The organism is Rhodopirellula baltica SH 1 (assembly GCF_000196115.1).
GTDB lineage: Bacteria > Planctomycetota > Planctomycetia > Pirellulales > Pirellulaceae > Rhodopirellula > Rhodopirellula baltica.
On record NC_005027.1, the window covers coordinates 5,327,080 to 5,339,754 of the forward strand.

Annotated in this window: 10 protein-coding genes; 6 read left to right on the plus strand and 4 right to left on the minus strand. The window is 53.2% G+C overall.

Translation table 11 applies throughout. The annotated features are described in order from the left end of the window. The first annotated feature begins 127 nt into the window (after nt 1-127). From RB_RS20290 to cydB, 3 genes are read left to right on the plus strand one after another with little or no spacing between them, the layout of a single operon-like run. Nucleotides 128-1,273 carry an FAD-dependent oxidoreductase gene (locus RB_RS20290; RefSeq protein WP_164922286.1) on the plus strand — a complete coding sequence of 382 codons (1,146 nt, stop codon included), beginning with the start codon at nt 128-130 and terminating at the stop codon, nt 1,271-1,273. A 37-nt stretch (nt 1,274-1,310) separates the two neighbouring features. Continuing rightward, nucleotides 1,311-2,786 (plus strand): cytochrome ubiquinol oxidase subunit I, encoded by a 1,476-nt coding sequence (locus RB_RS20295; protein WP_011122520.1) that lies wholly within the window; start codon nt 1,311-1,313, stop codon nt 2,784-2,786. Next, entirely contained in the window at nt 2,783-3,811 is a 1,029-nt protein-coding gene (gene cydB / locus RB_RS20300; protein ID WP_011122521.1) for a cytochrome d ubiquinol oxidase subunit II, read from the plus strand. Before RB_RS20295 ends, cydB begins: the two co-directional genes overlap by 4 nt. Before the next feature lie 20 nt (nt 3,812-3,831). Here cydB and RB_RS20305 read toward each other — a convergent pair whose 3' ends face one another. Continuing rightward, the gene (locus tag RB_RS20305; protein WP_011122522.1) at nt 3,832-6,603 is read right to left on the minus strand and encodes a flagellin hook IN motif-containing protein; all 2,772 of its coding nucleotides are present in this window, start codon (nt 6,601-6,603) and stop codon (nt 3,832-3,834) included. Between the two features lie 284 nt (nt 6,604-6,887). On the opposite strand from RB_RS20305, the gene RB_RS20310 reads away from it, so the two are divergent. After that, nucleotides 6,888-7,514 carry a DJ-1/PfpI family protein gene (locus tag RB_RS20310; protein ID WP_011122524.1) on the plus strand — a complete coding sequence of 209 codons (627 nt, stop codon included), beginning with the start codon at nt 6,888-6,890 and terminating at the stop codon, nt 7,512-7,514. Between the two features lie 150 nt (nt 7,515-7,664). Here RB_RS20310 and RB_RS20315 read toward each other — a convergent pair whose 3' ends face one another. Genes RB_RS20315 through RB_RS20325 form a run of 3 tightly spaced genes read right to left on the minus strand, consistent with a single transcriptional unit; the run spans nt 7,665 to nt 10,117 of the window. After that, the gene (locus RB_RS20315) at nt 7,665-8,687 is read right to left on the minus strand and encodes a hypothetical protein (protein ID WP_011122525.1); all 1,023 of its coding nucleotides are present in this window, start codon (nt 8,685-8,687) and stop codon (nt 7,665-7,667) included. Beyond that, nucleotides 8,684-9,220, minus strand: a complete 537-nt coding sequence (locus tag RB_RS28190) for a chaperonin (protein WP_011122526.1) — start codon at nt 9,218-9,220, stop codon at nt 8,684-8,686. Before RB_RS28190 ends, RB_RS20315 begins: the two co-directional genes overlap by 4 nt. A gap of 12 nt (nt 9,221-9,232) precedes the next feature. Beyond that, nucleotides 9,233-10,117, minus strand: a complete 885-nt coding sequence (locus RB_RS20325; RefSeq protein ID WP_164922961.1) for a DUF1573 domain-containing protein — start codon at nt 10,115-10,117, stop codon at nt 9,233-9,235. 117 nt (nt 10,118-10,234) lie between these two features. On the opposite strand from RB_RS20325, the gene RB_RS20330 reads away from it, so the two are divergent. Further along, complete coding sequence (locus tag RB_RS20330) at nt 10,235-11,083, plus strand: IS5 family transposase (RefSeq protein ID WP_164922288.1); 849 nt, start codon at nt 10,235-10,237, stop codon at nt 11,081-11,083. A 43-nt stretch (nt 11,084-11,126) separates the two neighbouring features. Further along, nucleotides 11,127-12,407 (plus strand): IS701-like element ISRba4 family transposase, encoded by a 1,281-nt coding sequence (locus RB_RS20335; RefSeq protein WP_076611259.1) that lies wholly within the window; start codon nt 11,127-11,129, stop codon nt 12,405-12,407. Nucleotides 12,408-12,675: the final 268 nt, after the last annotated feature.

Genomic DNA, 12,675 nt, shown 5'->3' on the forward strand with positions numbered 1-12,675 from the left:
ACGTTCCACCGCGTGTGACGCTTCGCCACAGCTTTTCGCGTCGGTTCGCTCGGCAATAATGTGATGACATCGTTTCGGCTGGGACATACCGTCCCGCTCGATGTTTTCGCGTGTTGAATGCAAGAACATGAACTCGGTTCGCAAGCCGCCGACTCAAAAAGCGATTGTGCTGCTCGGCATCGGACACACCAATGCCCACGTGATGAAACAATGGGCCGATCGCCCAATCGCTCATTGCGATTTGATCTGCATCAGCCCGTTTCCCGTCGCAACCTATTCCGGCATGTTGCCCGGCACACTCGGTGAACAATTCACTGAAGAAGAAATGCAGATCGACTTGCGAGCGATGGCTGATCAAGCCGGGGCGACATTGATCATCGCCAAATCGACATCCATCGATCTGGATACGAACCAGATTCACTTCTCTGACCACGTCCCAGTGTCATTCGATGTGCTATCGATCGGAGTCGGATCGATGCCGGCCGGTTGGAACGAACACGAGTCGCCTTTGATCGTTCCAACCAAACCGATGCAAACGTTCCTGCGTCGATTGTCCGAACGAATCGATTGCGTGGATGATTCAAAGGGCACCAACAAACGAGTTGCCATCGTGGGTGGCGGAGTGGCCAGCATCGAAATCGCATTGTGCCTGCACGAACATCTCCGCAAGCAAGACCGACTCGACCGAGTGCAGTTAGATCTGTTCTCTCGCAGCCCATCCGTCAGCGATGAACTCAATGCGAAAAGCCAAGAAACCATTCTGCGGTTGCTGGCGGCGAGAAACATTCAAACCCACTTCAACTCGGCGGTTACCGAAATTGGTGATGATTCACTCACGACGAACGAAGGCGTAACGCTTCCGTTCGACGCGGTCGTCTGGGCAACCGGTGCCGCCCCACCAACCATCCTTCACCAAACGCAACTCGACACCGATGACCGCGGCTTTGTTGCCACATCTGAGACTCTTCAATCGCTGTCGCACCAACATGTTTTTTCCGTCGGAGACGCTGGAACGATCGTTCGTAATCCCGCCCCAAAAGCCGGCGTGACAGCGGTGCGTCAGAGTCCCATTCTATGGCACAACCTTCGAGCATTCGTTGCAGAAACGCCGCTGAAAAGATTCCGTTCGCGGAAGACGTTTCTCAAAATTCTGAATACCGGTGATGGAAAAGGCCTGCTCGACTACGGATGGTTTTCGTTCCATGCGAGCTGGTGCTGGACACTAAAGACTTGGATCGATCGTCGATTCATTCGCCAATTCCCTTCGCCGTGATGAACTCACCACGACATCAACCAACGGATACTTCCCCATGATGGACGTTGAGATTCTCAGCCGGTTGCAGTTTGCAGGAACGATCATGTTCCACTATCTGTTTCCGCCGTTGTCGATTGGCTTGGGTCTGCAACTGTTCCTATGCGAATTGGCGTATTACCGAACTCGCAATCCGGCATGGGAAGCGGCCGCCCGGTTTTGGACACGAATCTTTGCCGTCAATTTCGCGATGGGTGTGTCGACGGGCATCGTCATGGAGTTTGAGTTCGGCACCAACTGGGCCGCCTACTCTCGGTTTGTCGGCGACGTGTTCGGATCTGCACTGGCCGCCGAAGGGATCTTCGCGTTCTTCCTGGAAAGTGGATTCTTGGCTGTGCTCGTCTTTGGATGGGATCGAGTCGGTCCGACCATGCACTTGTTCAGCACGTTGATGGTGTTTCTGGGGTCGATGTTCAGCGCGGTATGGATCGTCGTCGCCAACAGTTGGCAACAAACGCCGTCCGGCTATCACATCGTTTGGCATGACGTGCAAGGCGAGTCCCTGCCGAGAGCCGAGGTCACCGATTTCTGGGCCATGGTTTTCAACCCATCATCGGTTGATCGCCTGACTCACACTTTGATCGGTGCATTCGTTCTGGGAGCATTTTTCGTCGCTTCGGTTTGTTCGTACTACTTGCTTAAAGGGCGACACGAAGAGATCGCGCGTCGCTGCTTGTCGATCGCATTGCCCACTTCGTTGCTGTTCACGATCCTTGCGGCCGCGACGGGTCATGACTCGGCTCAAAAGCTCGTCGAAACACAACCAGCGAAACTGGCTGCGATGGAGGCCCACTTCGAAACGACGGACCAGCCCACGGGACTTTACCTTTTCGGATGGCCCGACGCAGAAGAAGAGACCGTTCACTTCGGTGTCCAGCTCCCCTATCTGTTGAGTCTGATGGTCTACAACGATCCGATGGAACCCGTCCCTGGCATGGACCAAATCCCTTCCGACGAACGGCCGCCGGTTTGGTTGCCGTTTCAAACGTTTCATGTGATGGTCGGCTTGGGAACCATGATGATTGGAGTTTCGTCGCTCGCCTGCTGGTTCTGGTTTCGAGGCACCCTGCTGCAACGCCGCTGGTTGCTGTGGACGATCGTGTTCATGCCCATCGCTGCGATGACCGCGAATCAGGCTGGCTGGATCACTGCCGAAGTTGGCCGACAACCGTGGATCGTTTATCCGTCGATTCAAGACGGCGTGGAAATGATTGGCTTGAAAACGGCCGATGGTCTGAGCGAATCGGTCACCGCCGAACAAGTCCTCAGCTCCATCATCTTGTTTGGAATCATCTACTCGATGCTCTTCGCGGTCTGGGTGTTTGTGTTAAACCACAAAATTCAGCATGGCCCCGAAAGCGTCGATGCATTGCTAGAACACAAACGACGGACGCATCCGGGTTCCATGTCGGAACAATTTCAACGCACCGGAAAATCACATGGTGGGGATTTCCTCGAGGAGGACTCGGAATGAGCTACGAAACCGTCACGTTCGTCTGGTTTGTTTCGTTGGGTGTTCTGCTATGCGGCTACACGATCCTGGATGGGTTTGATCTGGGTGTTGGAATCCTTCATCCGTTCATCGCGAAAACGGATGAGGAACGTCGACTGGTCATGAATTCCATCGGACCGCTGTGGGATGGAAACGAAGTTTGGCTGGTCACATTTGGTGGAGCTCTCTTCGCTGCGTTTCCCGTCGCCTACGCCACCGTGTTCAGCAGTTTCTATCTCGCGTTCTACTTGCTCCTAACTTGCTTGATTGGCCGTGCCGTCAGCCTTGAGTTCCGTTCGAAAGTTCACTCTCCCACGTGGAGACGACTGTGGGACTTGGGTTTCTTTTTGTCCTCAACCTGCGCGGCGTTGCTGCTCGGCATCGCCGGTGGAAACGTCATGCAGGGAATGGAACTCGGACCCATGTACCATTACGAAGGCAGCTTGCTCAGCCAGTTGACTTGGTACCCGTTGTTGGTGGGAACGTTGACCGTGTCACTGTTTGCACTGCATGGTGCGATCTTCTTGTATCTAAAAACAGAACATGAATTGCAGCAGCGTGTGCGAGCGGCCATCACACCCTTGTTTTATGTTTTCGCCGGGATGTATTCGCTCGTCACGTTCGCGACATGGTGGCACGTGCCCCATGCAACCGAGAACATTGCCAACTATCCCATCCTTTGGGTCGTCCCAATCCTCAACGCGTTGGCGGTGTTGAACATTCCGCGTGCAATGCACCTCGGTAAACCCGCCTACGCCTTCTTCTCATCGGCGATGGTGATCCTGGCCCTGGCCTCGCTCTTCAGCGTCGCGATCTTTCCCAACTTCGTGCTTTCCACGATTGACCCCTCTTACAGCATCACGCTCGACAACGCGAGAAGCAGCGAGAGCACCCTGAACATCATGTTGATCATCGCGGGAATCGGGATGCCGTGTGTCATCAGCTACACCGTGATCATCTATTGGATCTTCCACGGAAAGGTACGACTGGATACCAACAGTTATTGAAGGCAACGGTGTGCCGTTGATTACGCACTTTGATCGAACAGCAGTCCGTTGAGAGAACGCCCTCGGCGGGTGGAAACACCAAACATGGACTGAAGATTTGCCAAAGCGTCCTTCGTCACGTTGTAAGCATCCAGCGCATCCGTGTTTTCGCTGTCGTACTTTCCACCCGATGCCAGTTGAAACAGATCCGCCAGCGCGGTCTGGGTTGCTTCCAGCGTTGTGCCAGTCAACGCTTCCATTTTGGAACTGCGATAGGACTCCGATGCGGACCCATTGGCGTTGATCGTGAAGTTGTCAAAACTGCCCCGAAAACCTTCGGCGAGTTGGAAACCGATCCGCACGCCATCCTGCTCGAATTCGTATCGTCCGTCGACCTTGGTCACTTCTTGACCGTTCATCATAAACTGTTCGCGAGTCGCTGATGATCGGTAGGTACTGGGAGTACCAGTGCGACGTTGAACAGTGACCTCGGAATCAATTTCAAATGTGTCCAGGGCTCCTACAAACCCGTCCACAAACTCCAAGTCGACCGAACTCTCGCCGAGGGACACCTCGAACGTGTTGGTGGATGAAGTGTAGGTTTGGCCGTTGATGGTTGCTTGGCCGTCTTGCCCATAAGCGTTGCCGTTTCCATCCCCACCCGTGATAGAAAACTCATCTTCATCTGATCGCAACGTGATGGGATCAATCGCTCCCAGAAATCCAGTTTCGATATCAAATGCCATCACAGCGGAATCGATGGTGACACTCAACTCATCGCCATTCGCGACGAATGATTGACCATTGAGAGTGGCCTCTGCATCGACACCGTAAGCCGTACCTGTTTCATCACCTCCGGTCAGGTCAAAGCTTCCGTCTGAGGTGGTCACTTCGATCGAGTCAAACGTCCCCGTGAACCCGGACTGCACGTCAAAGGAATACGAGCCGAGCGAATCGACATAGTCCACATGGTTTCCATCGGCAACGACGGATTCACCATTGATGGTCAATTGGGCATCCGTGCCAGCGGCGTTTCCGTTTCCATCCCCGCCATTCGTGTCGAAGGATCCCGACACAACGTCCACCTCGACAATGCCATCGGAGCCCTCACCTTGGCTTTCCAATGTCAGCCGACTGCCGGACAGCGTGGCCACCACTCCCGTGTCGCCCGTTCGATCGTTGATGTCGTCTCGGAGAGAACTGAGCGACTGAAAGGCGGAAACATCAATTTCAGCCGTACCCAACTCGCCTGTCAGATTGAACGTCGCGCTACCACTGACCGCACCTAAGAAGCCATCGTAAGTCAGCTGGCCTTTGGTTGCCGTTTGGTCGACGGTTCCGCTAAGAATGTTGGTCGAACGGGGCTCCGATGAGTTCACCGTGAACCCTTGAATCTGACCCGCGTTGACACCTTCGACATCGACATACTGAGTGATGTCATCCAACGTCACCTGAATGCTTTCCGACGATCCAACCGTTTGACCGCTGAACTGAAGCGTGTCGCCGTCGACCGTGGCGACCACTCCCGTGGACTCTGTTTCCGCATTGATTCGATCACGGACATCGCTCAGCGATTCACCTTGGACGATAGCAATTTGTTCGCTTCCCAGGTTGCCCGAAAGAGTGAACAAGGCGGTGTCGGCGACGTTGCCCCCGCTGCCTTGGTATTGCAACTTCGCAGTGTCTGCGGCGGTGGTGACGGTCCCGGACAGTTCGACCACGGCTCCATCCGCGATGCTTTGCAAATCGAATCGTGGGATCTGCGCCGCATTCACGCCCTCAACCGTTGGACGAAACTGTCGCACGACGTTGGACAATCGCACTTCCGCATCATCACCTCGCATTTGAGACACAAGTCGAAGCTCGTTCCCATTGACTTCTGCCTTGACACCGGTGAATGCCGAAACGTTGTTGATTTTCTCTGCGAATGAAAGCAACGATTCACCACGAGTGGTTTCCACATTCGCGGTGCCGAGATCTCCGCTCAGATCAAAGTTCGCTGATCCCGTGACCAACCCACTGGCATTGCCTTGATAAGTCAGTCGAGCAACGGCAGCCACGGAATCAACTTGTCCCTGTACTGTTTCGGACACGCCTTCGGGCAATCGGCTTAGATCAACACGATCGATCTGTGACGCATTGACTCCGAACAATTGATTGTCGCCGTAGTTTCGTCCTACTCGAACGGGTCGCACGGTCGCCTCCAGCGATTGAGAACTCCGCGACGTCAAACGCAGTTTCCCATCCAGTTCAATCGCCTTAACGCCAGCATTCTTCGAATTGATTTGCTGAGCCATGCCAGCGATAGAACGTCCCGGTTGAAACTGAATTCGTCGCTCTGAACCGCCGATCTTCAGGTCGAGCGAACCGCCGCCTTGCAAACGCGCCGCATCGGTGATCAAAACTTTCGCATTGCCCGCTTGTTGAGTGATCCCACCAGAAAAGCGTGCCGATCCATTGGGCGGCAACGACAAGATCTCCAGGTCTTTGATCTGACTGGAATCGAGGCCACGCACAACGGAATTCCCGGATCCGCCCAACGTCAATGATTGCCCCAAGAGTTCACTGATCTCAGTCAGTGCTGTGTCGATGCTGCCCTGCAGATTTGTGAAAGAACTACCGGCACGAGCGGCATCCAAAAGCTTTTCACCGATGCCAGCAACCAGTGAGTTGATCCGGTCAGACGTGGTGTTCACGCGACGCAGAAGTGTCTCGGGTTCGGACTGACTGGACGCACGGGCGCTCAGTTGAAAGTTCTCGACGAGGAGAGACCGACTTGCGAAACTCGTTGATGTGCTGGAGCTGATTGTCATCGTAGGGGTACTTGGATTGGAACAGCAAACTGCCCACGTCTCCTAGGAAGGAACCCCCCGGCTCCAAAACTGGCTTCTCGTGAGCCAGCACCTGAACTCTAGGTCAAGAATGGACCTGAAGCGGCAAAAAACATGCGAAATTTTCCACCACCCCTGATCAACCGACGCAATCCTGTCACGGCATTCGCTGCCGTTTTGGAGACAATGCCCTGTTTTGGTCATCCTGACCAACCTGTTGGGGCGGTGCTCCGCGACAGGTTAAAGTACCGACCTCCCACGTCGTTGTGGCTCGGACGAACGGTTGCCACACGACCAGCCCCACCACCAAACCACAAGAATTCATCATGGAAAAAGTGTTGATCGTTATCGGTGATGCCACCGAGTTGCTGGACACGATGTATCCGTACTACCGGCTGCAAGAAGCTGGCTTCGAACCGGTCGTCATTGCACCCGAAAAACGGCTCTACCAGCTTGTCTTGCACGAAATCAAACCGGGATGGACGATCACCAAGGAATGGGAAGGCTACACGCTGGATTGCGATGTTCCCTTTTCCGAGGTGAAGGAAGACGACTACGCGGGCATCTTCTTCTCAGGCGGCCGAGCACCGGAGTACATCCGCTACGACGAAGACTTGGTGCGGATCACGCAACACTTCTTTGACACCAACAAACCCATCGCCAGCGTTTGCCACGGCGTCGAGATCCCCGCCTACGCCGATCGAGTTCGCGGACGCCGAATGGCGACCGTTGCGAAGTGCCAATTCGACTTAGAAGTTTGCGGCGGAATCTTCGTCGATGAACCGTGCGTGATTGACGGCAACCTCGTCAGCGGACGCACCTACCGCGACAACGGTTTCTACATCGCCCCATGGATCCAACAACTCGAAACCGCTCGCGATTCCAAGAGCTAAGCAGTCGCGGGTGACTTACCGTCAGGAAATCGCTTCATACTCAGTCGACGAAGGCAACCACAACAAAGCGAAAGACTCTTCACCTCCGTCTAAGCCGGTGAGATGTGCGAACTTCGGTCAACTGATACCAGACGCCATATTGACGCCACCTCATTCCGGGTCGCTGGGTTCTGTCTGTTTCGATTTCTTGAACAATCCCCTCATGGCTGACAACTCGGCCATTCTTGCCTTGTGATCGTAGCAGTCACGCTCAAACAGCTCACAAAAATACCGACGCCAATCGTCGTCCTCGTAAGCTGGAAGCTGATTTGGGGCCTCGTCGCCAACCTTCCATTCAACATCAACGATTAAATCCTGTTTGACCGTGCCTGCGCAGTCCTGCGTGAAAGATTCGAAAGAGGTCGGCAACCAATGCTTTGCCTTTTGCTGCCATTTGGTACGGGTGTAGTTTGAAATCATCACCTTCCCATCTTCCATTGAATTAAAAACCACCTCGCTCGGCATCATTCCTTTATCACTGCTAAATCGAACATCGATCCAAACGTCAAATCCATTGCCACCAAGTTCAAAGCGAGCCAACAGATCCCCGGTTTTTTTTTCGTAACTTGCTTCCCCTAGTTTCGCAACTTCCAAGAACAACCTGGTTAAATACTGTTCAGATGTTCTGTTCATCTGGATCGCGGTGACATCGGACAATGCTCTGTGAAACGGATTGCGAAAGTGTAAGTTCTGTTTTGCTTTTTCCTTAATTTCACCTTTCCGTACAATGGGACCGACCCCAACACGTAGCGTTGTTATATGATCCGGATTTCGCAAGTACTGCGCCCAAAACGGATTGTTTTCGGGGCCACGACTAGACTTCTGTCCCTGAGACCAATACTGCCACGAGTCCACTTCGTTCGCAGCAAAGATGTATTGCACTTTCAAGACAAGCGGTAATTCAAAATCGTCCCCTGTTGTCGTTTGTTCAACAGATACCCAAGCTGCAAAGTCCTTTTGAATCTCACTTCCATGTTCAAGATAACTGACGAGCGCATTGACCACAGCATCTTCGTTTGGAATTGCCACTGAAGACGGACCATCAGCTATCGTTACTCGTGGCCACAAAACAACAAAAAGACTGACGAAAGAAATTCTCATTGTGTGCTGCCAGCATTTGACTACGTGAATCATTCATAGCCTCCATCACCAGCACTACCGGCTTCGTCTTCATCCATGGTCCCATCGCCGCCAGTATCGTCCTGCTCCAGATCAATGTTTTCGCACGGCCACTCATAGTCGAGTTCTTCGATGACCACCTCCTCATCGAATATCCAAGTTCCTCTGACACAGTTCTTGACTGCCCCACCCGTTGTCCCCACCAAAAACAACTGCTTGCACGTACAGCTATAGACCGTGAAACACGTGAAATCACCCCGTTCAATACGTCCGTAACCGTCCTCTCCATCATTCTCGATGAGTTCCTCGCCGAGCCAAGGAACCATGGTTTCTTCGTCTTCTTCAGGGAATGGCCATTGTACATAGATACGATTGGAGCCATTCGCACCCTTTGGACAAACACCGTCACACGCAACGTCGCCGCAAGGATCTCTTTGAGGCGGAGACGGGCACAGCTTGTCCCCGTTGTAATAAAAGCAATCTTGGCCGGTCACCACTGATTGGAAGAACACCACAAATAAGACGGCGACGCTTCTAGGTTTTAACATCGTAACAAACTTTCACTGATCATTTGACTGAGGGATCAACAGGATGAGCTTTCCATCTATCTTGTCGTTTAACGACAAGCTTAAGACCGACCTGGAGGCTAGGAGGTTTTTGAAACTTGCCTCAAGTTTGTAGGTAAGTTTCGTTAAAAGCGGGCTAACTGCCCGATAGGAAACTAGCTCGAGAGTGCCTCCCTGAACACTCGATGAAATCGGAGCGAGTTTTTGAATCGTCGTGTTTCGAGCGTCGTCTTCAGTTATTTTTGCACTGCTACTACGGAGATAGATACTAAACTCACGCAAGCCTTCACCTTCAGCTGTAACAATTCTTGGTAGTATCACAGCCCGTTTGGCGTCCAGGACTTTTATCGACAATTTGTGTTCTATCTCTCCCGAATACAATATTCCCTGCAACAGTCCGCCGTCGTTCTCGGTTGCCTCGGCAACCAATTTCTTGTTGAGCATGAATGTTAGACGATTCGCGCTTCGTTCTGTTATCGAAATTCCACCTGACTGAGTTTTCTCAAAAGCAAGTCGAACCGTTTCATCAAACATCTGTCCAGAATTGTTTTCCAAATAGCATTCGTAGTCTTCTGTTTCGCGTTCGTGAACCTCAATTACTTCGGGATGCAGACGAAATCTGGGCTTAGCTACTCCCCTGAGAATCACCTTCTTCTTTGATCCATTGGCGAGCGTCAGCACGATGTCGACGCCAAAGTTACCTGGTTTTCGTCCGTGCAATTCAAATGACACAAGGGTTGTTTCATTTGAATGCAGCTTCAGTGCTCCAGTACTTCTCGACAAGCAACCGCAGCTAGTTTGTATAGAATCTACAATTGCGGTAGTCTCGGACGAGTTTACAAATGGTATCTCTACGCTGCATGTCTCGTTCGCGAGTATCGTGTCTGTTGGTGTGGTCCTTACCTGGCCAGTACTTAGAACCTATCCGGAAACTGGACTTCTCGAAAACGCCAGTAATCACCACACTTTGTGTTCCTCGAAGCAACGGAGTGTGCGATGAACGACGGTGGACGAAAACGATATCCAAGCGACTTGACTGATCAGCAGTGGGAGATCATCTGCGAGTTGATTCCGCAGCCTCGCAAGAGTCGAAAGGGCGGTCGGCCACGCACTGTGGATATGCGTGAAGTCGTCAACACGATCCTCTACCAATGCCGTAGCGGCTGCCAGTGGGACATGCTCCCTCATGACCTTCTTCCCAAGAGCACGGTGTACGACTACTTCGCCAAGTGGCGTGATGATGGCACCCTGCGAAAAGTCAACGAGCGACTCGTTGGGGCGATTCGAATGCTGGAGGCGCCGAGTGAAGAACTGGAACCCAGCGCGGGCAGTATCGACAGCCAAAGCGTCAAGACAAGCGAACGAAGTGGAAGCCGAGGATACGACGGAGGCAAGAAAATCACGGGGCGAAAGCGAAACATTGTGGTCGACACGCTCGGTCTGCTACTTGCTGTCACGGTGACGATCGCATCGGTCGACGATGCCTATGCGGCTAGGCCGGTGCTGAAGCAGCTTTCGCAATCAAAGCAACCACGACTACAAGTTATCTGGGCCGATTCGAAGTACCACAATCACGCTTTGAATTCCTGGCTCGGTCGTCAAGCGAATCTGACTTGGAAGCTGGAGGTCATTCGGCGACCCAAGGGAGCAAAGGGATTTGTGTTGCTTCCGAAACGTTGGGTAGTGGAACGAACATTCAGTTGGTTTGGACGTTGGCGGCGACTCAGTCGCGACTATGAACACCGGACAGAATCAAGCGAAGCAATGATCCATGTCGCTTCGATCGGACGCATGCTTAGTACTACAGCGCTAGCTGGTATTGTAGAGGTCCGGGCTTTTCGCTGAGAATAGCAGCTGGAGATTTTGTTTGCTGCACGGAGAGCTTGGCATGGATGTCGCTGAACTGGAACAACTCGAAGATCGGTTAAATGCTTACTTGGCTCGCTTTGGCGATTGTTTTCGACGAAGCGACACGAGGGCTCATTTGACGACCTATGTCCGTGGTCAACTTTCCGACCTGGACGCCAAGAGTGTGGAGCCGATTGCGTTGCAAGCCGGTACACCGGTGCGAACCTTGCAGGAATTTATCGCCCAGCATCGGTGGGACGAAGATGGACTTCGCAGGAGGCTGATCCACATCGTCCGTGATGAGCATGTCAACAAGAACACTGTCGCGATCATTGACGAAACCAGCGACGTCAAGAAGGGCGACAAAACGCCTGGCGTGCAACGACAGTGGTGCGGCAAAGTCGGCAAGCAGGAGAACTGTATCGTCACGGTTCATCTGGCTGCGGCGAACGAAGACTTTCACTGCATGGTCGATGGTGAACTGTTCCTCCCCGAGAGCTGGAGTAACGACCGCGAACGTTGTGCCGCCGCCGGCATTCCCGATGAGATGGTCTATCGCCCCAAGTGGCAGATCGCGTTGGAATTGCTTGATCGCAGTAAGGAGGAGGGGATTGAATATCCTTGGCTAACCGCTGACGAAGGCTACGGCGGTAAACCTGGATTCCTGGAAGCTCTTGCCGACCGCGATCAGAAGTTTGTGCTTGAAGTGCCGCGAACGTTTTCGGTTTGGGAGAAGCATCCCGAAGTGACCGAGCAGCCCTATCGCAAGGGCGGCCGCGGCCGAGGTCGCAAGACACCCCGCGTCAAGAGCGGGGAAAGTTCGCCGCGAAGTGTTGAAACAGTGTTCTGGCACGGCGAAGCGATGAAAGCGAAACGCTGGAAACGCTACCGCGTCAAAGACGGCGAGAAAGGTCCCATCATCTGGGAAGCCAAGCGGGTTCGCGTCACACTCAAAGGCAGCGACGGACTACCGGGGCTGTCTCTGTGGTTGGTGGTCGCGAGAAACGTGCTTGACGGCGAACTGAAATTCTTCGTCAGCAACGCGAGCGAGTTCGCTTCGATGGCGATGCTACTACAGGTTGCGTTTCAGCGATGGCGAGTGGAACGTTGTTTCGAGGATCAGAAACAAGAGGTCGGCTTAGACTGTTACGAGGGGCGCCGATATTTGGGTCTGAAACGCCACTTGATCATCACGTCGTTGAGCTATCTGTTTCTTTCGCAAACCTGCCAGCAGGAGCGGGAAAAAAAATCCGGAGTGGACAATTCAGCAAATTCGCGACGCGGTCGACGCAATCGTTGTCAGCTGGTCACTCCCTCGTGAGAGTCGTCGCATGTTGCTTGATCAGGTCGCCTCACGGATCAACTACTATCAATCACGCAACGTAGCGGCTCGCATCAGCCATACGCAAACGAAGCTCGACAGATACGCCGAACTCGGCATCGACCCCGAAAGCATCACACGATGCCGATGGCCCAAAACTTAGCGCTGTAGTATTAGGCGACTTGCTCCAACCGGTGATCAACCTCCGTTCAAATATAGACTTACGACTTAATTGGGTTACCGGATAGGTTCTTAGTAAAGTTGACAC